The organism is Alicyclobacillus shizuokensis NBRC 103103, assembly GCF_001552255.1.
GTDB classification, from domain to species: Bacteria; Bacillota; Bacilli; order Alicyclobacillales; family Alicyclobacillaceae; genus Alicyclobacillus_G; species Alicyclobacillus_G shizuokensis.
Window position 1 is genome coordinate 1 of record NZ_BCQV01000001.1, and the last position, 21,543, is coordinate 21,543.

Genomic DNA, 21,543 nt, shown 5'->3' on the forward strand with positions numbered 1-21,543 from the left:
GAAGACACCCGCCACGTGGGACGGGTGTAAACTGGATTGGACTCTCACCTGTGCAACTGTCTAACCTTATTATCTGTCAAATTACAAACCGCAGCTGTAGGAGAACGGAGAAAAGAACAGGATGACTGACCAACGGATGAAGAAGCAGTCAGAAGAATTCCCCTTGCTGACATCGATACTCGTTCCACCGGCCGCATGTTCTCCCCTCAGTTCTTCCCCGGGTGCCGCTGCAATGCTTGCTGCCCCATCACGGAGCACGGCAAGGCCGATTCCGTCTGGACGTGACCTCACTCTGAGCGGATCAGTACCCGCCGCCAAACGGAACAAGCAGAATGAACAGCACAAAGATGATCAAGAACACGACTGCCCACCGCGTGAAAGGTCCGAAGCATCCACCATCGTACATCCTGACTCACCTCCCCCCTGCGATGCAGCGTATGGAACAACGTGCTGTCGTGAGACGGCTTGTATCTCGTGATGAAAGACGCGCACCCTCATGAAAAGCATTTGGAGGCACTGTTCCGTTTCGACCTGAAGTGTTAGGTCAACCGGCACAACTTTGCGGTGCCGATAGGTGGCGATATATGAAAAGCACTGGTCGAAACCAGTGCTCTTACAAGATACAGGAATGACCAAACGATTCAAGGAGAGATGTCGTGATCCTGGTTACTTTACCTACTAGTAGACAGGAGTTGTTGTGCAGGTCGTCGTATAGCCGACGGGAATCAAAAGGATGAACAGCACAAAGATGATCAAAAACACCACGGCCCAACGTGTGAAGCCGCCAAATACGCCATCCACATGAATCCCCCCCTTTCCAGGGATAGAATATGACGTCGCTGCACAACCCGAGTGGACAAATAGACTGCACATTCGTCGAACTTCTGTCCAACATGGGCTGGAAATTCGTTCATTTTCTCGAGGTTCGTTCACCGTCCCTCCACCGACACTCGGCCTGCTCCATCAGCTGCACGACTGGCTGCGAGATGGTCACGCGGTCGCGGACGTCTTCCAGCCACCGCTCGACGTCGGTCGCGTACTCTGCATCCGTCTTTTGCCGGCCGGCTTCCCGGCTGTCGAAGTCATCCTCCCGCAGGACGTACCACCGTCCTCCATGCCCACCGATGAGCTGAAGCGTCGCCAGGTTCGCGGTCGCGCAGCCCCCACCGACAATCAGTCAATCGGATTCGTGTGGGTTCGGAACTTCACTGACCACGTGCCGACCCCTCGTCCCACATGTCGTAGACCGCGCCATCGGCTTGCACCCATAGGCCCTGGATAAATCGCTTATACCATCGGCCTGTATACTCGCGCTTGAGGTTCTCGACGTACTGCTCGAGGTTCAGATTATCCTCCAGCTCAAAGTGCCAGACTTTTAGATCCATCCCCGAGCGCTCGAGGTAGCCAACTTTGAGCCAATGGAACGGGTTGTCCGGGTTCGTCGTCCCGAAAAACTTGGCGCCTGGCACCGACAGACGGGACGTCAGCATGCGGAAGAAGCTCTCCGGCCACAGCGTGATCTCGTCGCCCTAGGCCCCAGCCAAGGCAAGCCACGGATTTTGTTCTCCGCCCGCTCGTCGGTGGCCCCGCCACAGACTCCCGCCGGCCACAGACGTACACCTCACCCTTACCGTGGTTGTAGCGATATAGGCGCGGCCCCAGGCCCTGCTCCATGACGTCCAGGGTGTTGCGCTTGAGCGTACGCTCGGTCTTGCCGACCATGAGCAGGTCGCCAGGCGACCCCGTTGCCGAAGCGGGTTCATAAATGTACTGCTGACGGCGCGAATCCACGATTAACACCCAACATCGACACATGTCAATAACACGTGTATAATGAAAACTGTAGGGAGGCACGGGAAGAAGAGTATTCGTTACGAGAGCTTATCAAGTGAATCGAAACTGATGGATGGTACCTGGTCCGAATGACCGGAGAGCATCATCAGTTTCGCCACCCAGAAAAGATCGGACTCGTGACCATACCGCGCCCTAAAAAAACCGCCCGATACGCAAGCAAAAGAGCATCCTAAAACAGGCTGGTCTCAATCCAGCTTGGGAGGATGATGAATCATGAAAGACCGTTATATCTATCCAGCCATCTTCTCGTTCGATGGAGGCGGCATTTCTGTTGAATTTCCCGACCTCCCAGGATGTTTGACATGCGGAGACACTCAGGAAGAAGCATTGCGAATGGCTAAAGACGCCCTAGCTTTACACCTATTCGGCATGGAAGAAGACGGCGATAGCATTCCAGAACCGTCCTCGATCTTCGAGCTACGTCCACAAGGTAACCAGGTTGTCGCCCTCATTGAGGTTTGGATGTCTCCGGTACGAGAAGAAATGGCTCATAAAGCGGTGAACACTACAGTGACGCTGCCTAGGTGGCTCAAGAACGCAGCCAAAGAAAGCGGCCTTAACTTGTTGGAGGTCTTGCAATACGCCGTGAAAGAACGTCTCGGCATCCACGAACGGCACGAAACCACTCGAAGGGAGATCTGATACATGCGCTCCATCATCGCCTTCGTCATGGTTATTCTTTTGATTGCAGGTGCGGGTGGATGGTACGCCAAAAGAGAAGTCGCCCAACAGGCAAGCAACAAGGTCGTCGCAGAATTGAATACCCCGAGTGGTCAAGCCCAGTTACGCAAGCTCCTGCAGAACCCGCAAGTCCAAGCCGAACTCTCCAAGCTGCGCCAGTCCAATTCCGGCGACCTTCACTTTGACAGCGAACAGCAGGCTGTCCAGTACGCCATAAACAAGCTGTCTCTCAAGGAAACCCTGCAACTGGCGCAGGATTACCTCCACCGCAACAGCCTGACCGAACAGCAGAAGATCCAGATTGAGGACCAAGTGCTTTCGAAGTTCACGCCTCAAGAACTGGCCGCGATTGCGAAAGCGATGCCTAGCAATTAAGGCGTTAAGGCAGCAGTAAAAACCCCGTGCATGTGAGCGGGGATATTTTCTTGCAAACCAAAAACCCGCCGAAGGGGCTCTCCATGATCTTCTTTGCGAACGTAAACAAGGTGCCATACCCAAATGGCTTCATCGCTGTCTCTCCTTGTATATTAAGAGCAGCGACCAATTTGGTTTACATAAAAGCAAGTTGTGTGTTGCTTTTTTGAATTTCTGTTCCTTGAAAATGAATGGTTTGAGTAGGTGAGGATGTAGCCCAAGTGAGGGCGCGTGCTCCATAGGGAATCATCCATCCACCAAAACCAGTAACTCAGATACAGTGTGTTTACGGCCTTGGGCTGTCTTTGAGAAAATAGCCGCAGGTGTCTACCAAGGGAATGTTCCGTTCTCTCCCGTTGCTCGTCGTCATGAGGGTGTCCTCCGAACTTGAGAGTGTATCCCTGGCCCCGTGGAATAGACCTACACGTTGACTGTATCCCGGTTGGTCATCCCTCCTGCAAGCAGAGGGAGGCACGTGCACCGATGGCCCCCGGTGTATTCCAATAGCTCGCAAGGCTGTCGTTCACGGGTTTCCCAGGGACATCCCAGGGCCGTAGGCATCTTCATTCCAATCGAAGGAGGTGATTTCATGCCATCTCCCCTGTTTGTCGGAATTGATGTAAGCAGCGAAGCCAATACGGTTTGCTGTTTGACTCGGGACGATGAGAAGCCGGGAGAGCAACTTTCTCATGACCAACTTGTTTCTCAAGTTCAGTGATTACACCATCACTGGACCGTTTCGTAGAAACAAGTTATCCGCCACCTCGCTGGCGGTCATGGAAGAGTTCGAATCCACCGAAGAACTTGCCGAGATGTCCGTTGAACGTCTTATCGACTTCCTCGTGCAGCACGGCAAGAACCGATTCGACGATCCTGAGGCGGTCGCCCGCGCCTTACAAAAAGCTGCTCGGTCCTCGTACCGATTGCCGCAAGCCATGGCGGACTCCGTCAATCTCGCGATGGCTTCAAGCATCCGCGTGATTCGCACGGTACAGAGCAGTTAAAGACGCTTCGCAAAGGCATTGAAGACCATCTGGCGACTGTCCCGCAAACGCTGGATTCCATTCCCGGTATCGGTCCCATCTTTGCTTCCGGAATACTGGCCGAACTGGATGTTCGCCAGTTCAAAAGCCACAAGGAAGCGGCGAAATACGCAGGGCTGGCTTGGACCGTTCACCAGTCCGGGAAGTTTACAGCAAATCGAACCCGGCTGATTCATTCTGGCAACCGCTATCTCAAGTACTACATGATTGAGGCGGCGAACAGCGTCCGGGTGCACGACCCTGTTTTTGCCGAGTACTACGCCAAGAAGAAAGCGGAGCCGAAAGAATTTGCCGAGGGACGAGCCCTTGCGCTTACAGCCCGTAAACTGATGCGAGTGGTCTTTTATCTGCTGAAGACCAATCGACTTTACGTCCCCGAAGGAGGGAGCCGACAAACCGTCTAACCGAACCGGACCGACTCCATCCCACCGATTCATGGATTTACAGGGAATATTTTAAATCCCGATATGGTGGGCTTAGTTTGGTATTGCCTTCTATTCGATCCACCTCCCAAAAGGCATGAGCACGATGCACGTTATGTTGACTTAGCTGCTTGACATCGTACCGCTGCTCTCATAGCCAGGGAAGGCGCTGCAAAATCGCCAGGCGCGCCAGGAGATGTTCGGTCTACACAAACCGCCTTGCAGGATAAATGTAATATGTAATAACAAAAGCACCAGCTGTAGCCGGTGCCCTCACAAGACGCAAAAGATACCTGCCATTGAATGAGAGATTTCTTAGTGATCCCGTTTTCGTTTAGTACACAGGAGTTGTTGTACAGGTCGTCTGATATCCGACGTGATGCGGAATAAGCAGGATGAACAGTACAAAGATAATCAAAAACACTACCGCCCAACGTGTGAAACCACCGAATACGCCATCCACATGAATCCCCCCTTTCCAGGGGTAGAGTATGACATCACTGAAGAATTCGAGTGGACAGTCGACTAGACATTCATCAAACTTATGCCCAACATGGGTTGGAATTTTTATACCCTGCTCGGACTCAGCAGACATACCATCGACGCGCTTGATCTCCTCCACGACAACGTCCCGCGCTCGGTCGACCTGGCTCTCCTGCAGTCGAACAAAGTCCCCCAGCACTGATTAGGGTGGGTGTATCTTTAGGGCCAGATACTAACGACCAGGTGAAGTCTGATACGCTGTTGTTCCCAAATTCGCGAAGGTCGTGGCGGGATTCAGGTGCAGGACCAATGCGTTCGGATGTACATGTTCTGACGCAGTGGTGGCGGCCACTGCTCCTCCACTGGCTCGTCACCAGCGTCCGTTCCTCACTGATACACTTCGGCGTCCCGGCCGCAGAGGCCCGGAGTTAAAGCATCTCGAGACACTGACACCAACAACGAAAAACCGATGAATAGGGCGACACATAGTCACCTATCCGCAGGTAAACAAGAAACCTGCTGGAGCGGGTGTCGTATGTAATTGCGCCGCGCGGCCCACCAGCTCCAGCCTTATCGCCAGGTGGCGCTCGACGGCACGAAAGGAGGGCGCAGCTGCGTACCGGTTTGCCCGCCGGTACGTCGTACACAGTGCTGCTGCTTCCGGGAGGCTGAAGATTTTTCGCGCGATCTGTCATGAGGTCTATGGACAGCGCACTAGCCGCAAGTCCGCGAAAGAGAGTCGATGGCCAATCAGCCACCCCAATGTGTCTAATCCACCCTCTACGAAGGAGAAGGGTACGAAGGAGAAGGGTGCCAAGTCGGCACGTAGACGCGGTTTCCCGCAGCCATCCACCGCCATGTAAGAAATTTGGGTGCCCACCGTCAGAGGGGTGAGGAGTACGATTCTCGCGGGCATAGTCCCTCTGACGCTGCCTGGGCCTCTTCTCGCGTCGCCTAGCACGTTCCGCAATCGCCTCAGGTCTCTGACTAGTCTCCGCGAGTATCCGAACGCGCTGACTGTGTGGGGCGGCGCTCGCTTGGTCACTTGGCTTCCTCATCCTAAACGAAAAGACCCCGCCATATCGGCAGGGCCTGATGGACATAGCTTCGCCTGGCCCCAGTATAGCACCGCTCCCCACGGCATTTTCGCCAGGAAAACGCGCGAAAAGTGCACCAAAAACGCACGAAATTTTGCTCACCAGTAAACGGATACCGTGGTACAAATAGCTTTCTCTCCACCATCCCTTTTCAATAATATCCAGGTCGGTGACAACGTGCTCCTGGACATCCGGGATCAACAACTACATTCCTCGTGACAGGTTGATAAAAGTGCTGCGGCACGTTCACAATGACATGTCTGTTGATGTTTACAATCGGATGGACATAAGGAACCATCCGGGGAATGTAGCAATCTCGAACGCAGTAACGAGGCGGACATATGATTGGTGGGCAATTCACTCCACAGTCACCCCCAATAAACAGATGCAGGATGTCTGATCAATATCCTGCTCCCCCAGTTATTGGAATGATCAAGACGAATAGCACAAAGATGATGAGAAATACAATTGCCCAGCGCGTAAAGCCACCAAAACATCCGTCCATGCGTCAATCCCCCTTTCGAACTGACGACTGACTTATATTACAATCCATGTCCCCACCCGAAGCGGCCATTGTCCTACAAGTAATTCGAGCACCGGCCGTAGCCGATGCCCTGACAGACACACAAGGTACCCACCGCACCAAGTGCGGTGTTTCTACCCTTGTTGCCTTACTCAGTATGCTCCAACTCCAACACCACCTGGCCCGTAAGCACCAGCACCCGGTCCATAAGCACCAGCACCTGGGCCGTAAGCGCCGCCCCCTGCGTAACCTCCGTAACCTGGAACTAGAAGGAAGAACAACACGAAGATAATCAGGAATACAATGGCCCAACGTGTAAACAAGCTGCCGTCCACTGTTTCACACCTCCTTGGACTGACATGGCTCAGTGTACGGAGACAGACATGAGATTGACGCGGCATTTTTCCCATCACAAGCGGTCATCCGCGTACTGCGTGACCCCCCACGTCTCGGCCAACTGAAAGATGGCCTGCGCCTTCTGCTCGTCGTGGTACCTTTCCGATACGAACCACCCGGCCTCATACAGCTCGCGCCAACCTGCAGATCTTATCCAGGTTGTAGTACAGGCTGACTTGCCCGGTCGGGCCGTTTCGCTGCTTCGCCAGGTCCACCTCCAGGACGTTTGGCGCCTCCTCCTTGTCCCGGTGCAACAGGATGATGACGTCAGCTGCACTTTCGATGCCGGAACTGCCGTACAGATGCCGCAACTGCGGCTTCCCTCCCTCGGCATCACGAAGCAGTTGGCTCAAGGCGATGACCGCGCAATCGCATTGTTGCGCAGCCTTACGCAGTTTCCGGGCCACCCGGCCGTACGCCGATCCGGCGTTGTCATTGGGCTCCGGCGGCTCCTTGATTTCCTGCAGGTAACCCACAATTGCCACGTCCAGCCCGTGCGTCTGTTTCCAGCGCTTCATTTCCGCCGCGATGTAGTCCGCCGTCACAGTGCGGGCGTCGTCGATGGGAACATCCGCGGTCACGTGGATGGCCGACGACACTTTCACCACTTGGTCCTCAGTGAGGTCGCCTCGGTGGAACCCAAGCGTTATTTCATCGAGATCTGTCCACCCGGTCAGAAACCCGTACGCGGCCCGCTTGTCCTGTTTGAAGGGTTTGAAGGTCCTGCCGAAGCCGTGATGGATGCCGAAATGAGTCAACTCATCGGTGCTGAGCGCTTCGAACGAAGGACTGGGCACAAGAATCACCGCAATGGATACCGCCGCAGGGACTGAGATACGAGGGTTGGAACCATTGAATTGCGAATTCCCAAGCTCCGAAAAGGGCGAGCTTATTAGAACCACGGCGAAGAGCAGAAAAAGCATTACTCAATGTCGTTCAAGAAGCCGATGTACATGGTGTGAGCACCCGTAAAGTAGACGAACTTGTGGAATCGCTGGGTATCGGCGGAATCAGCCAAGTGCCATAATCACTGTAATCCATTGTCACAGTATGTCAGCCAACATATCCTCTGGAATCCACCTGAATCCTGACATTTCCTACTCAGAACCCTGGTTGCTGTTTCAGCATATACAAAATACACTGTTATGCACAAACGAATAACGCTTTCGCTGAATCCTGTAAGGGAACGGGGGAACCAATTTTCTGGGGTGAATTCAGTTCGGTGAACTGGAAGGGCAATCTCTTAGTCCTAACCCGACAGCTAACTTCGTAAGCGTATAAGAGAGGAAAGTGGATGTATGTCCACTTACACCAATTTACATTTCGACCCCCGTAGATCGTCTACGGGGGTTTTTGGGGCCCAAAGATAATGTATATTCGCAAACACAGGTTCGAGAGACTTGTTGACACAGTTAGTATTCTAAATTAATACATTAGGAGGATTTTATTGACTGTGAAAAAACGATTGCGAAGAGACGACATTACGGTTGTGGATCTGCGTGTGGCAAAACAAGCCGTTGTCGGAACCGCAGTCGGCAATGCCATGGAGTGGTTCGACTTCGGAATCTACTCCTACTTGGCCTCAACCATTGGCAAGGTCTTCTTTCCAGAATTCAATGGTCCGGAACAACTGATTTATAGTCTTGCCACCTTTGCTATTTCCTTTCTGGTACGCCCAATCGGCGGCGTATTTTTTGGAACCCTGGGAGATCGCATCGGACGTAAGAAAGTCCTTACGTTCACCTTGCTGCTGATGGCCTTGGCAACTCTTGGCATCGGGTTGATCCCTGGATACGCAACGATTGGGGTGGCAGCACCCATTTTGCTCCTGCTCGCCCGTTTGATTCAAGGATTTTCGACGGGGGGCGAGTACGCCGGAGCAATGACGTTTATCGCGGAATCGACACCGGATAAGCAACGTGGCAGAATGGCGAGCGGACTCGAAGTCGGGACACTCGTCGGATACATCTTTGGTTCCGGTATCGTCACCTTGCTGACATTTTCGCTGGGAAAAACAGCAATGCTGCATTGGGGTTGGCGGATCCCTTTTCTTATCGCTGCACCGTTGGGGCTAATTGGTCTTTATCTGCGGACGCGCCTGGAAGAAACCCCTGCGTTCAAGAAGATGGAGAAATCCCGTGAGGAAAGAAAACATGTGGAATGGAAAGAGATCCTGGTGTACCACCGGCGCCCGCTGCTGGTTGGCTTGATCCTGGTATTCTTTTATAACGTAGTTGACTATACCGTTCTATCGTATATGCCGTCGCACTTGACCGCCGTGCTCGGCTATGGCGCCACAAAAGGGTTGTTGATGATCTTGATTGTCATGTTTATCATGATCCCGCTTGTCATCGCGATGGGTTACATTGGTGACCGCATCAGTGGCAAACGGTTGGTTCAGCTGGGATTGAGCGGACTGATTGTACTGTCGATCCCTTCGTTCTGGCTGATCGACAGCGGTGGTAATATCGCCGTATTTTGGGGCCTATTGATTCTTGCGGTCTTTCTCGCCTCGTTCCAGGGCACTATGCCTGCATTGCTGCCCTCGCTTTTCTTTACACATGTCCGTTACGGCGGCCTTGCCATCACGTACAATATGTCAACGTCTCTATTTGGGGGAACAGCTCCCTTGGTTGTTGCGTGGCTGATTGATCTCACTGCCAACCGCATGGTTCCCGCGTATTACCTGATTTTCTCCTGTGTGATTGGCCTGATCGTCCTCACCATTTATGTGAAGGATACTTCCGGAAAACCGCTTCGTGGGTCTCCGCCGGCTGTTGCTAGTGAAGATGAAATCGTCGAAGCCTTGAAGGAGAATGAGGGCTCGCTGTGGTGGCGGGAAGAGCGCAAAGCGATTGAGGAACGAATCAAGGAAGCCGTAAATGTCAAACGGAGTACACCTTGAAAACATTCACTCTTTTGCCGACCACGGGCATGAGGAAAGCCCCACTGCACGTGTAGGGTTTTATCTCCGCCGTCGCCCGGCCTCGTGCAACACCTGTACAGGGGTCTCGTCGGCAGCAGATAGCGCCGCCAAACGAGCTCTTCGTGCAAGCGGGACCGGTATTCCATCATTCTGACCGAGGCCAATAGAACGGCCCGCACACAATACGCACACAAACCATGACAAAGGCCGCTCAGCAACGAGCGGCCAAGGTCTCAAAATCCGCGCCATATCAACGATTTTATGGTGGGCGGTAACGGGCTCGAACCGCTGACCCCCTGCTTGTAAGGCAGGTGCTCTCCCAACTGAGCTAACCGCCCGCATCCGGTCAAGAGTAGGCCGCGCACTGCACTTGTGCGCGGCCTTCCGCCGTGGAGCTCCCAACCAGGCTCGAACTGGTGACCTCATCCTTACCATGGATGCGCTCTGCCAACTGAGCTATGGGAGCATGGCTCCCCGAGTAGGATTCGAACCTACGACCCTCCGGTTAACAGCCGGATGCTCTACCGCTGAGCTATCGGGGAAAGATGGCACACCGCCTCTTCGTCTGTAGCAATGAAATTTGAGGCACATGGTGGAGGTAGTCGGATTCGAACCGACGGCCCCCTGCGTGCAAAGCAGGTGCTCTCCCCCTGAGCTATACCCCCGTCAAGTTCCGTCAAGTTCCATTGCTGGTCGGAGCAGCGGGATTTGAACCCACGACCTCCTGCTCCCAAGGCAGGCGCGCTACCAAGCTGCGCTATGCTCCGATGGCGTGCCCGGAGAGATTCGAACTCCCGACCTCTTGATTCGTAGTCAAGCACTCTATCCAGCTGAGCTACGGGCACACACCTAAACGATGGAACTGTCAATTTCAAGTAAATTCAATTACCCACAATCCCGGGGCGAAGAAACACTGAGACGACAGACAGTGTCTACGACCGTTCCCAGGACTCCATGAACCACACGAAATGGCTGGGGAGGAAGGACTCGAACCTTCGAGTGACGGAACCAAAATCCGTTGCCTTACCACTTGGCTACTCCCCATCAAGAAAGATAGTTGTGGGGTGAGTAGTGGGAATCGAACCCACGAATGCCGGAACCACAATCCGGTGCGTTAACCACTTCGCCATACTCACCATGGCAGGGGCGGCAGGATTCGAACCCACGACATGCGGTTTTGGAGACCGCCGTTCTACCAACTGAACTACGCCCCTAGAGTGCATCTGAGCTGGTCAGTGGAATGTCACCGTGGTGGAGGGGGAAGGATTCGAACCTTCGAAGCTTACGCAACGGATTTACAGTCCGCCCCAGTTGGCCACTTTGGTACCCCTCCGCAATGGAGCCAGCGACAGGAATCGAACCTGCGACCTACTGATTACAAGTCAGTTGCTCTACCTACTGAGCTACGCTGGCGCCGCGTCGGCGACACGACTTAAAGTAGCACATCGAATCGCCGATTGTCAATACCTATCTGATCCCACCGTCTTGCACAAATTATTCTGTGCGCGAACTACTCTGTATTGGAATTTCCAGCGTCAAAGGTTAGATTGACACTGCGTAAGGGCGTGAACGTCGAAATGGCGTGTTTATAGATCATCTGCTGTTTTCCGTCACTGTCCAGGATGATGGTGAAATTGTCAAATGCGCGCAACGTTCCGCGAATTTGAAACCCATTCACAAGATACACTGTGATGGGTATCCGCTCCTTACGGATTTGATTGAGAAACGTATCTTGAATGTTGATGGGCTGTTTGCTCATGATGGCCTCCTCCACTCCCGCAGGTAGCTGCTGCCCCTGTTTTATTCGCGATCCCCACCACGAATTCCTGCCGCGAGTTTTCGAGCCACATCCACAACCCGCTGGTAGTCCCCATCCGACAGGGAACCGTCCGTTGCCACCTGCAGCCAGATCACGCGCGGATCGCGCCGAAACCAAGAAAGTTGCCGCTTCACAAAGCGCCGCGTGTTGCGCTTAATCTGTGCAACCGCTTCCGCATAGGAAAGGTCTCCATGAAGGAAGGCCGCTAATTCTTTATAGCCGATGGCTTGCAACGAAGTCAAGTCAGGGAGAAGCCCGGATTGCAAGAGGCCTTGCACCTCCGCTACCAGGCCATCGGCCAGCATCTTGTCCACCCGCTCTTCAACCCGACGGTATAACGCCTGTCTATCCATCATCAAGCCGAACTGAACCGTGGCAAAACGGCCTTCGCGGTACCTAAAATCGTAGGTCGCCGACCACGGCTGCTGCCGGGTCTCGGCGACCTCCAAGGCGCGAATAACCCGCCGTGTGTCGTTGGGGTGCAGGCGCGCCGCTGTCTTCTCGTCGATGTCGCAAAGCGCGGCGTACAACGCCTCGTGACCGTGCTGGTCCAGATACGCCCGCCACTTGCGACGAACCTCGCCGCCAGCGTCGCGCGCCATAAAATCGAGATCGTCCGTGATAGCACGCACATACAGGCCCGTTCCCCCGACTACCAGGGGGAGGCGACGGCGGGCCACAATCTCGCTGATTGCCCGTTCGGCCATTTTCTTCCATTGTGCCACCGTAAATCGATCCTCTGGATTCACCACGTCGATCAAGTGATGAGGCACGCCCTCCATGTCATCTCGGGTGAGCTTCGCCGTGCCGATATCCATGCGCCGGTATACCTGCATCGAGTCGGCCGAGACGACCTCTCCGCCCACCTCGCGCGCCACCCGCACCGCGAGCTGACTTTTCCCGCTTGCGGTGGGGCCGACGATGCACAGTACGGGCCACCGCTTTGACCAATCATCCACCTGTGGCTCTGCCCCCTGTCTCCTCAACGCTTTCGCCACACTCCGTAGGCAAAACGAGCCGATGGCTTGTCAGGACGGATACCGAATCGCTCAAACTCGCCGCTGTGCGGCCGCTCCTTCAGCACGACAGCCTTGCGCGCCACGCGACAGGCTTCTCTCCATGCCCGGTCCGACAACGGCTGTGGACTGGCAAACGGGCGTATGGCATCCAGCGGCGTCGTCCTGTCGGGCGCCCGGCGAAACATCGGATCAAAATAGACCACATCCACCGAATCGTCGGGGAGTCCCGACAGCCACTCTGCGTGTTCTCGTTCCTGAACCTCAATCCTTGCCAGCACCTCGGCCAAGCGCGGTTCATATTTTTGCCGTTCGCGGATAGCCCACGTGAACGTGCGGGCCAGCACAGATGACGACTCGCAGGCGATGACCCGGCCGGTGTCCGAAACCCCTGCCGCCAGAACAAGGGCATCCATCCCCATGCCCAGCGTCGCATCCAGCACCGTGTCGCCGGGAGCGATGTCGGCAGCCGTCAACAACCGATCCGACTGCCCCTGCTCCATCGCCTGCAGCCGCAGCCAGGCCATCCCTGGGTGGAAACGGAACGGGTGCTGCAAATCCTGTGCGTGATACCAGGTGGGCTCGGCATCCGCCACCAGCACCGCCGCCACCCCTTCGTCACGCAGGATGCGGGCCAAGCTGCGATGCTTGCGCCGCACCGCACGCACACCAAACCAAGCCCCCATGCGGCGCGCCCGCTCCCACGTCTGCGCGGTTTCCTGCCAAGGCGGCACGCAGACGGCATCCCGAGTCTCCACCCCCATCCAAACCGCGTCAGACAATCCGTTTGAACCCCTTTTCCAAGTCCCGATTCGTCCACTTGAGCAAAACCGGCCGCCCGTGTGGACAGTGGAACGGATCCTCCACCTCCGACAGAGACGCGCATAAGGCCTCCATCTCCGCCATCGACAGGCGCTGGTGGGCCTTCACAGCGGCCTTGCACGCGCGCGTGATGACGCGGTCTTGGATGACCTCGCGGACGTCTTGACCGGCTCGAAGGTCCCTGAGCGACTCCAGCACTTCCTCTGCCAGAGCTCCCGCATCCAGCCCTTCCCAAATCTCCGGCACGGTCCGCAGCACCACGTCGCGGCCCCCGAACTCCTCCAACTCCAGCCCCATTGCAGAGAGAACCCGGCGCTGTTCAGACACAAGGGCGCGCGCCGGCTCGCTCAGGGTCAGCGGAATCGGCGTCAGCAGCGGCTGAACGCGGATATCGTCCGCTTCCATCTGAGCTTTGAAGCGCTCGTACAACACCCGTTCATGGGCTGCATGCTGGTCAATCAAATAGAGACTCTCTCCATCCTCGGCGACGATATACATATTCAAAGCCTGCCCTATCGGGCGCAGTCGGGACAGTACCCGGCCACTGTCCTGGGTAGCGGGTGCGGCCGCTTCAAGGGGCTCCATATCCGGATTGCGATCCGGTCGTCTACCCGCCGCCTCCCGCTCGGCCAATGGCGCGCCAGGCTGCGGCAGACCCTCGGGCTCGGGAGCCTGACGTGTAACGTGTGGATCCGCCTGCGCTGCGCTCATCCTCCCCGTCTCGACAGCTCCGTAGACCCGCTCTATCAGCCGCCCTTCCACTTGCCGATCTTGGCGGGAGGACGATTGATGACCGCCGGAATTCCGAAACTCAGCCGGACGCTCCAAAGCCAACTGCGACTGCCAACGAAATTCCCGCCGCCCCTTGTCCGCCTGCCTTTGCTCGGACGGACGGTGCGAGGGCGGATACTTCAGTTCCGGAATCAACAAGGCGCTGTCCAAAGCCGTGCGCACGCTGTCCTCCACTAGACGCGTCACATCCCGCTCCTCGCTCAACCGCACCTCCGCCTTGTGAGGATGAATGTTCACGTCCACCAGGGTTGGATCCATGTGCAGTCGAATGACGTACATCGGGTGGCGGTTGATCATCAGCCGGCCCCGATAGCCGGATACCACCGCCTGGTGCAGCAGATGGTTGCGAATCGGTCGGTCGTTGATGAACAGATGGCCGTGGGCGCGATTGGAGCGGCCCTGTTCCGGCCGCCCAATGAACCCGGTCAATCGATAGTCCGGCGTTTCGCCGACGAGCGGAAGAAACTGCTTGGCCTCCGCCGGGCCGTACAGCGCCGCCAACACTTCCTCCAATCGGCCGCTGCCCGGGGTCTGAAAGATTGTCCGGCCAGCCGCCTCGAAACGAAAGGCCACATCGGGACGGCCGAGGGCGGCCCGGTGCACCACCTCCAGGCACCGAGCCTGTTCTGTAGCCACCGCGCGCAGGTACTTGAGACGCGCCGGAGTATTGAAAAACAGATCCCGCACCTCGATGCGGGTGCCAGATGCCATACCGACCGGCTCCGCTTCGCCAATCCATTGGCTCCCATGCATGCGCAGTCTCACACCGGCATCGGCACCACGCAGTCGAGTGCAAAGCTCGACGCGGGCCACCGCCCCAATCGAAGCCAGAGCCTCGCCGCGAAAGCCGAGTGTGGTGATGTGAAACAGGTCCCGTGGACTGCGCACCTTGCTCGTCGCATGACGCGCAAACGCCAAGCGTGCGTCCTCCGCATCCATTCCTGAACCATCGTCCTGGACGACGATGCGTTCAATGCCGCCCTCATCCACCTGCACGACGATGTGGGATGCCCCCGCATCCAGACTGTTTTCCACCAGCTCCTTGACCACCGAGGCGGGGCGCTCCACCACCTCCCCGGCCGCAATCTGATTGGCCAGGGATGGGGGCATCACCTGAATGGATCCCATTCCAATACCTCCCTCGCCTCTTTGCACAGGGCATACAACTGGTTGAGTGCCTCCAGCGGGGTCATCTCCAACGGATTGAGCCGGGACATCTGTTCCAGCAACGACAGGGCTGCCGCCTGCAATAACGGCACAGTCTGACTTGACGCGCCTTGTCCGGCTGGCGATGTCGCAGAGGTGACCAGCTCAGCTGGTTCCACCGCTGCCGCCGCCTCATGCACGCTGTCGCTTGGGGTAACCGGGGCGCCTGCGCGCTCTTCTCGTACGGTCAGGAGTTCACGCGCACGGGCAATCACGTCGTCCGGAATCCCGGCCAATTGGGCGACCTGGATCCCGTAGCTTTTATCGGCCGGTCGATCCACCACCGTGTGCAGAAACTCTATCGTATCGCCCTTCTCATGCACCGCCACGGAGGCATTGACGACCTTCGGCAATCGCTCTGCCGCGTCGGTCAGTTCGTGGTAATGGGTCGCGAACAGCACCAACGGTGACAGGCTTGGCCGCAGCAGACTTTCCATCACCGCCTCCGCAATGCACAGGCCGTCGTACGTGCTCGTGCCGCGTCCGATTTCGTCCAACAGAACTAGACTTCTCGGGGTAGCCTGGTGGAGAATTTGCGCCAGCTCCACCATCTCCACCATGAAGGTGCTCTGTCCCTGGGACAAGTCGTCCGATGCCCCGATGCGGGTGAAAATACGGTCCACCAAGCCAATCTCGGCGGCTTCGGCGGGCACAAAGCAGCCCATCTGCGCCATCACCACGATCAATGCGACCTGTCGCATGTATGTACTCTTGCCCGCCATATTGGGGCCAGTCAACAGAACCAATTGGCGGTTTTCATCCAGGTGGACGTCGTTGGGCACAAACGATTCGTTCGGCAACATCGCCTCGACTGTAGCGTGCCGACCCTGACGAATGTGGATGCCGCGGCCTTCGTGAATCTGCGGACGCACATACCGGTTGTCCGCAGAGACACTGGCCAGAGCCACCAGGACATCGACCTGCGCCAGGACCGACGCCGTGGCCTGCACATCGTCCAGGCGCCGGAGGACACGCTCACGCAGCTGCACAAACAGTTCGTATTCCCGCTCTTTCGCTCGCTCCTCAGCGCCCAGAATGCGGGATTCCTGCTCCTTGAGCGCCGGCACCACGTACCTTTCCGCCGCGGCCAGGGTTTGGCGTCGCTCGTATTCGTCCGGAACCAGGTGCGCGTTGGCCTTGGAGACTTCGATGTAATAACCGAAGACGCGGTTATACCCGACTTTGAGCGACTTGACGCCCGTGCGTTCCCGCTCTTGCTGTTCAAAGGCGGTCAACCAGGCTTTGCCCCCCTTTGCCAGCGCTCGCAACTCGTCCAACTCGGCGTCCACACCCTCGCGGATGATGCCCCCTTCGCGCAGGTGGACGGGCGGATCGTCCACGAGGGAGGACAGAATATCCTCCGCCAAATCCGAGACGTCGGGCAATCCTTGCAGCAACCGCTGCACCAGCCCGGTTTCCACTGCCGCCAGCTTGGTGCGCACCTCCGGCACCACCCGCAGAGACTTGGCCAGAGCCAACAGATCCCGGGCCTGGGCGGTCTGAAACGACACCTTGGCCGCCAGTCTCTCCAGGTCGTAGACTTGACCCAGCAGCATCTGCAACTCACTGCGCAGGATCATCTCCTGGACCAAGGCCTCCACCGCATCCAACCGTTCTTCGATGGCTCTGACGTCGCACAGCGGCCGCTCAATCCAATGTCCCAACAGACGGGTTCCCATAGCCGTGCGAGTCTTGGCCAGCAATCCAAACAGGGAACCCTGCCGCTTGTGGGTACGCGCTGTCTCCAACAGTTCCAAGTGATGACGGGCAGTCGCGTCGAGGACCAGACACTTCTCCTCCCGTAGCCGGCGCGGCGCTTTCAGGTGGAGCAGATTCTGCTTCTGAGTCTCTTCCAAGTAAGCGAGCAGGAAACCAAGCGCGCTTACGGCCGCGCCATTTTCGAGCGGTCGTAAGCTTGTCTGATGATCCGCCGCAAACTGCTGCAAGACCCGCTGTTGCAAGCGTGTCTCGGATTCGCGAAAGTCCCGCACGGTCATCCGCACGCCGGTGCGCTTCTGCCAATCTGCCAACCAGTCCCAACCGTCCGCAGCCTGTGTAACAAGCACCTCCGCGGGCGACCACTGCAGCAAGGTCTGCAGGACTTCATCCACCGCGGTGGGCTCATCTACCAGTACATCGCCCGTGCCAACGTCCACGAGCGCCATCCCATAGCGACCTTCCCGCTGTACGATGGCGGTCAAAAAGCGATGGCCGACTTCTTCGTCGCGGACGCTGGTCCCAGGTGTAATGACCCGGACAACTTCACGGCGGACCAGTCCCTTGGCCTGCTTGGGGTCTTCCGTCTGTTCACAGATGGCAACCGAGTAGCCGCGGTCCACCAAGCGAGCAATGTATTGATCCGCACTGTGAAACGGAACCCCGCACATGGGAACACGGCCAGCGCTCCCTGCGTCACGCCCCGTCAGCGTGATATCCAGGATGCGGCTGGCCGTCTCCGCGTCGTCGAAAAACAGTTCGTAAAAGTCCCCCAGGCGAAACATCAACAAGGCGTCTTGATGCTGCCGCTTCATCTCTTGGTACTGCTTCATCATCGGCGTTAAGGACATAAAGCTGCCTCCATGGGTGCCCGTGATTTTTGCGGCCTATCGCCAAGCACCTAGCGCCTGCCGCAGTCACATCCCTGGCCGCCATGCCCGCGCCCACAACCTTGGCGCGGTCCCTGCTCCACCGGAAGCACCTGGCCCAAACGGGCCAGCAGGACGGAAATCACGCCCTGCAAACACTCGTTCAGCTCCGCTTGCGCTTCCTTGTACTGCATAGCCACAGGAATTTTCCACAGCTCGTCCTCGATCTCCTGCACCTCGAGGTCGGCCAGCATCACCTTCGGGTGGTCGGAAGCCAGGCGCTGTTTAAGAATCAAGCTTTGGTTGGTCTTGAGCTTGAGTTCCTCAAACAGCTGCTGGGCCCGCCGGTGGTGTTCCATCTTCTGTTTTGCCTGCCAAAAACGTGTGTATGCATCCATGCTGGCGATCTGTTTCGCGATGGCATCCGCCTTGGCCAGAATGGACTCATGGGAAAACTCAATGGCTGGGGCCACACCCATCACGCGAGTCCCTCCTCATCGGCATCCGCTCCGGATTCCACGCTGACCAGTCGGCCCGCCAACGTCCAGGTTTTAGCTTCTGTGATTTCTACTTGCGCCAAGCGGCCGGTCCAGATGGGACTGCCCGGGAACAACACCAACTTATTGCCTCGCGTGCGACCCGACAGGACCGCCGCATTGGTTTTGCTCTGCCCCTCCACCAAAACCTCGACCGTCCGTCCGACCATCTGTTCGTTCAATTCCCGGCTGATTCGGTACTGAAGCTCATTCAGTCGGAACAGACGTTGCTTTTTCTCCTCCGGGGAAACATCATCGACAAACCGCGTCGCCGGTGTGTTCTCACGCGGCGAATAGATGAATGTGAAGGCATTGTCAAAGCGCACCTGCTCCACCAAGCTCAGTGTGTCCGCAAACTGCTCGTCGGTTTCTCCCGGAAACCCGACGATGATGTCCGTAGTCAGCTGCACCCCTGGTACCGCTGCGCGGATTTTCTCCACCAGGGCCAGGTAATACTCACGGGTGTAGGTACGGTTCATGCGCTTGAGCACCTGATTGTTGCCGGATTGAACCGGCAGGTGAATGTGCTCCACCACGTGCTCCGATTCGGCGATGGCAGCCATCAACTCGTCGGTGAAATTCCATGGGTTGGACGTGGTGAAACGAATGCGCTCAATGCCCGGAATGTCGTTGACGCGGCGAAGCAGCCCGGCAAAAGTCACATCCCCCAGGTCCACACCGTAGTCGTTGACATTTTGTCCGAGCAGGGTCACTTCCCGGAACCCTTCGGAGACCAGCTGCTCTACCTCGGAGACGATATCCTCGGGTCGCCGGCTGCGCTGTGCGCCGCGGGTGTAAGGCACGATGCAGTACGTGCAAAACTTGTTGCACCCGTATTGAATGTTCACCCACGCACGCGTCCGGTCCTTCCGCAGCTTGGGCAGCTGCTCCACGGCGGCTGCCGCCTGATCCCAGACCTCCATGACCGTTTCCTGGCTTTCCCGCGCCCTTGTCAACAGTTCCGGAAGGCGATGGATATTGTGCGTACCAAAGACCAAGTCTACCCACGGAAACTTGTCCAACACCATCGCCTGCACGCTCTCTTCCTGGGCCATGCAGCCGCACAGGCCCAAAATGAGCTCCGGATTTGTCGCTTTCAGGGGCCGCAGCCGACCGATTTCGCCAAACACCTTGTCCTCGGCGTTCGCACGCACCGCGCAGGTGTTGAACAAGATGAAGTCAGCCGACTCTACATCGTCCGCCGGCTCGTATCCCATAGTCCGCAGGAGACCAGCCATCATCTCCGTGTCATGCTCGTTCATCTGACAGCCATAGGTCCTGATCAGAAACCGGTACGGCTGTCCCCCCGGCTTCGTGCCCACCGCGTACTTGCGCGCGACGGCATCGACGTCAAATTGAATATAATCCACGGGACGCGGCCGATGGGTGTTGAAGGCGATGCCCTTGCCGGGCACCAGTCGGCCTTCCCGAAGTTGTTGAATGCGGTTCTCCATGCGCTCCCCCTCCTGTGGCGGATGACCTCCGGCGAATCTTCCGCCGGCCCGCTCATGGGTTTCGCAATACGCCGCAGCTCTGCGGCAATATCTTATTATACCATGAGCCGAGCGCACGTCGGAGAAAATCCAACAACCCCGGCTGTCTGCACTTACCTGCGGGCATGAGCTGGGGCTGCAGCCGCCCGTTCAGCCAGGTGCATGAGGGTGCCGCGCAAGCCTTGACGCCAAATTTCCGGTTCATCGAACTTCATCGGCTTGGAATTGGCCTCAAAGAACCACAGGTTGCCCTCTCGGTCGACACCGATATCCATCGACATTTCGCCCAACTGTTCCCGATAGTATTGATCAATCCGTCTCGCACACGCGCAGGCCATCCGTTCCAGCGCGTGGGCAATCTGTCCCCGACGGGGACCAAAGTGATGGTGAAGCACCGAGTCTGCGTCGACGATGAACCCGCCATTGGGAACGTGGGTCGTGATGACACCGTCACCAGCGGCCCGGACACCGACGCCGACAACGCGCCAGACGCCGTTTTGTTTCTGCAGCAAAACGCGAAAATCGCACGGGTGGCCGCGCCAGTCGAGCAACGGTTTGGCGGCCTGCATCACATAGGCGCCCCCGATACGCTCACGCTTCACGACCTGCCGCACCTCCGCCAGGTTGGCAGCATGTAAGCTTTTGGTGCGCCCTTTTTTCAGAACCTGCACGCGATACCCCGAGTGCATTCGCTCAACACGCATTATGCCGTGTCCCATACTGCCACCCACCGGTTTTAGATACACTCCCCCATGCTGCGCCAGCATGCGCCCCAGTGCCGCCGAGGTGATGGAGAACGTAGATTGAGGAAGGTAATGAGACAGTTCCGACGTAGCGAGCACACGGTAAAGCACCGCTTTATTGAAATACTCCGGGTTAAACATCGGAATCCCCCGCTCGCGCAGGGTCTGCCGAGCGCGCACCGCCACCGGAGAGCGCTCCAGATGGCGCTGAGGGATGCGGTTGTAGACAGCCTGGGGCTGTGGACATGGAAGTTGCCGCCAGACACCGGATCGGACACGGACAAACCCCAACCACGTGTCTCCCCCGTCGACACGGTCGTCAGGCAATACGTAAACAAACTGGTCCTGGCCCCTGGCGATCCGTATCAGGTCGCGAAAGTGCGCGCGGTTGCCGACAAATTTGCCATCCCTCCCGCCGGCCAGAATCGCAAACACCGGGCCCGCCTCGGCCACACCGTCGCCTAGTCGCTGCCACGTCAAGGGAGCGCTGAACACCACGCGCCCGGGAACGGATTCATAGCACGGTAGAAGCAGATTGGACACGCGCACCCGCTGAAGGACGGGCACCGCCCGTTGGCGCCGCGAGCCCCGCGAACGCCGCCACAGCACCGCCATCTCCAGTCGACCGCCGCGGTCCAACCAAACCAGTCGCGGCCCCACTCCGCGCACCATGGGCTTCACCTCCCGTCCAC

The 21,543-nt window shown here is 57.2% G+C and carries 18 protein-coding genes, 11 tRNA genes, 1 pseudogene and 1 riboswitch; of the genes and pseudogenes, 7 read left to right on the forward strand and 23 right to left on the reverse strand.

The features are described from left to right. Positions 1-678: 678 nt before the first annotated feature. Together ASH01S_RS19435 and ASH01S_RS00005 are read right to left on the reverse strand one after the other, a co-directional pair. A complete protein-coding gene (locus ASH01S_RS19435; RefSeq protein ID WP_281178162.1) occupies positions 679-801 on the reverse strand; it encodes a hypothetical protein in 123 nt (40 codons plus the stop codon). 404 nt (positions 802-1,205) lie between these two features. Further along, on the reverse strand, positions 1,206-1,490 hold the full coding sequence (locus ASH01S_RS00005; RefSeq protein WP_067921574.1) for a terminase large subunit domain-containing protein: 285 nt from the start codon (positions 1,488-1,490) through the stop codon (positions 1,206-1,208). Between the two features lie 432 nt (positions 1,491-1,922). Between ASH01S_RS00005 and ASH01S_RS19580 the strand changes: the two genes are divergently transcribed. The 5 genes from ASH01S_RS19580 to ASH01S_RS19885 all read left to right on the forward strand — a co-directional run bounded on the left by ASH01S_RS19580 (position 1,923) and on the right by ASH01S_RS19885 (position 4,396). After that, positions 1,923-2,027 (forward strand): type II toxin-antitoxin system HicA family toxin, encoded by a 105-nt coding sequence (locus ASH01S_RS19580; protein WP_306302846.1) that lies wholly within the window; start codon positions 1,923-1,925, stop codon positions 2,025-2,027. A gap of 40 nt (positions 2,028-2,067) precedes the next feature. Then, positions 2,068-2,496 (forward strand): type II toxin-antitoxin system HicB family antitoxin, encoded by a 429-nt coding sequence (locus ASH01S_RS00010; RefSeq protein ID WP_067921575.1) that lies wholly within the window; start codon positions 2,068-2,070, stop codon positions 2,494-2,496. A 3-nt stretch (positions 2,497-2,499) separates the two neighbouring features. Further along, positions 2,500-2,910 carry a hypothetical protein gene (locus tag ASH01S_RS00015; protein ID WP_067921577.1) on the forward strand — a complete coding sequence of 137 codons (411 nt, stop codon included), beginning with the start codon at positions 2,500-2,502 and terminating at the stop codon, positions 2,908-2,910. A 728-nt stretch (positions 2,911-3,638) separates the two neighbouring features. Beyond that, the gene (locus tag ASH01S_RS00020) at positions 3,639-3,953 is read left to right on the forward strand and encodes a hypothetical protein (protein WP_067921579.1); all 315 of its coding nucleotides are present in this window, start codon (positions 3,639-3,641) and stop codon (positions 3,951-3,953) included. Positions 3,954-4,057: 104 nt separating this feature from the next. Beyond that, positions 4,058-4,396: a transposase gene (locus ASH01S_RS19885; protein WP_505578019.1), complete on the forward strand. Its 339-nt coding sequence runs from the start codon at positions 4,058-4,060 to the stop codon at positions 4,394-4,396. 352 nt (positions 4,397-4,748) lie between these two features. Here ASH01S_RS19885 and ASH01S_RS00030 read toward each other — a convergent pair whose 3' ends face one another. Both ASH01S_RS00030 and ASH01S_RS00035 read right to left on the reverse strand, forming a co-directional pair. Further along, on the reverse strand, positions 4,749-5,036 hold the full coding sequence (locus ASH01S_RS00030; RefSeq protein ID WP_157066907.1) for a hypothetical protein: 288 nt from the start codon (positions 5,034-5,036) through the stop codon (positions 4,749-4,751). 1,999 nt (positions 5,037-7,035) lie between these two features. Then, entirely contained in the window at positions 7,036-7,710 is a 675-nt protein-coding gene (locus ASH01S_RS00035) for a DnaB-like helicase C-terminal domain-containing protein (protein ID WP_245628864.1), read from the reverse strand. Here ASH01S_RS00035 and ASH01S_RS17750 point away from each other — a divergent pair. Next, positions 7,615-7,931, forward strand: a pseudogene (locus tag ASH01S_RS17750) (transposase); the annotation flags it as partial. The gene ASH01S_RS00035 and the pseudogene ASH01S_RS17750 overlap by 96 nt on opposite strands. 139 nt (positions 7,932-8,070) lie before the next feature. Then, positions 8,071-8,204: riboswitch (cyclic di-AMP (ydaO/yuaA leader) on the forward strand. A gap of 162 nt (positions 8,205-8,366) precedes the next feature. Further along, on the forward strand, positions 8,367-9,818 hold the full coding sequence (locus tag ASH01S_RS00040; protein WP_245628865.1) for an MFS transporter: 1,452 nt from the start codon (positions 8,367-8,369) through the stop codon (positions 9,816-9,818). A 283-nt stretch (positions 9,819-10,101) separates the two neighbouring features. Here the strand turns inward: ASH01S_RS00040 and ASH01S_RS00045 are convergent. From ASH01S_RS00045 to ASH01S_RS00135, 19 genes are all read right to left on the reverse strand, one after another. Then, a tRNA-Val gene (locus ASH01S_RS00045) sits at positions 10,102-10,177 on the reverse strand. Between the two features lie 52 nt (positions 10,178-10,229). Further along, positions 10,230-10,305 (reverse strand) — tRNA-Thr (locus ASH01S_RS00050). A 1-nt stretch (position 10,306) separates the two neighbouring features. Then, positions 10,307-10,381: transfer RNA gene (locus tag ASH01S_RS00055), tRNA-Asn, on the reverse strand. A 48-nt stretch (positions 10,382-10,429) separates the two neighbouring features. Beyond that, positions 10,430-10,504: transfer RNA gene (locus ASH01S_RS00060), tRNA-Ala, on the reverse strand. A 25-nt stretch (positions 10,505-10,529) separates the two neighbouring features. After that, positions 10,530-10,606, reverse strand: a tRNA-Pro gene (locus ASH01S_RS00065). A gap of 1 nt (position 10,607) precedes the next feature. Next, positions 10,608-10,684, reverse strand: a tRNA-Arg gene (locus ASH01S_RS00070). A gap of 124 nt (positions 10,685-10,808) precedes the next feature. Beyond that, positions 10,809-10,883: transfer RNA gene (locus tag ASH01S_RS00075), tRNA-Gln, on the reverse strand. Positions 10,884-10,899: 16 nt separating this feature from the next. Beyond that, positions 10,900-10,975, reverse strand: a tRNA-His gene (locus tag ASH01S_RS00080). A 2-nt stretch (positions 10,976-10,977) separates the two neighbouring features. Continuing rightward, positions 10,978-11,053, reverse strand: a tRNA-Trp gene (locus ASH01S_RS00085). Positions 11,054-11,088: 35 nt separating this feature from the next. Further along, positions 11,089-11,172, reverse strand: a tRNA-Tyr gene (locus tag ASH01S_RS00090). Positions 11,173-11,176: 4 nt separating this feature from the next. Beyond that, positions 11,177-11,252: transfer RNA gene (locus tag ASH01S_RS00095), tRNA-Thr, on the reverse strand. Between the two features lie 97 nt (positions 11,253-11,349). Next, positions 11,350-11,598, reverse strand: a complete 249-nt coding sequence (gene hfq, locus ASH01S_RS00100) for an RNA chaperone Hfq (protein ID WP_067921595.1) — start codon at positions 11,596-11,598, stop codon at positions 11,350-11,352. Positions 11,599-11,639: 41 nt separating this feature from the next. Further along, positions 11,640-12,617 carry a tRNA (adenosine(37)-N6)-dimethylallyltransferase MiaA gene (miaA, locus tag ASH01S_RS00105; RefSeq protein ID WP_067921597.1) on the reverse strand — a complete coding sequence of 326 codons (978 nt, stop codon included), beginning with the start codon at positions 12,615-12,617 and terminating at the stop codon, positions 11,640-11,642. Between the two features lie 23 nt (positions 12,618-12,640). Next, entirely contained in the window at positions 12,641-13,456 is an 816-nt protein-coding gene (locus tag ASH01S_RS00110) for a class I SAM-dependent methyltransferase (protein WP_245628866.1), read from the reverse strand. Then, positions 13,449-15,416: a DNA mismatch repair endonuclease MutL gene (gene mutL / locus ASH01S_RS00115; RefSeq protein ID WP_245628867.1), complete on the reverse strand. Its 1,968-nt coding sequence runs from the start codon at positions 15,414-15,416 to the stop codon at positions 13,449-13,451. The genes ASH01S_RS00110 and mutL overlap by 8 nt, the downstream gene beginning before the upstream one ends. Then, a complete protein-coding gene (gene mutS, locus ASH01S_RS00120; protein WP_067921599.1) occupies positions 15,398-18,061 on the reverse strand; it encodes a DNA mismatch repair protein MutS in 2,664 nt (887 codons plus the stop codon). Before mutS ends, mutL begins: the two co-directional genes overlap by 19 nt. A 50-nt stretch (positions 18,062-18,111) precedes the next feature. Next, positions 18,112-18,558, reverse strand: coding sequence for a YlbF/YmcA family competence regulator (locus ASH01S_RS00125; protein WP_067921601.1), 447 nt, complete (start codon positions 18,556-18,558; stop codon positions 18,112-18,114). Continuing rightward, positions 18,558-20,069 (reverse strand): tRNA (N6-isopentenyl adenosine(37)-C2)-methylthiotransferase MiaB, encoded by a 1,512-nt coding sequence (miaB, locus tag ASH01S_RS00130; RefSeq protein ID WP_067921607.1) that lies wholly within the window; start codon positions 20,067-20,069, stop codon positions 18,558-18,560. The genes ASH01S_RS00125 and miaB overlap by 1 nt, the downstream gene beginning before the upstream one ends. Before the next feature lie 152 nt (positions 20,070-20,221). Continuing rightward, positions 20,222-21,523: a YheC/YheD family endospore coat-associated protein gene (locus tag ASH01S_RS00135; protein WP_067921610.1), complete on the reverse strand. Its 1,302-nt coding sequence runs from the start codon at positions 21,521-21,523 to the stop codon at positions 20,222-20,224. Between the last annotated feature and the right edge of the window lie 20 nt (positions 21,524-21,543).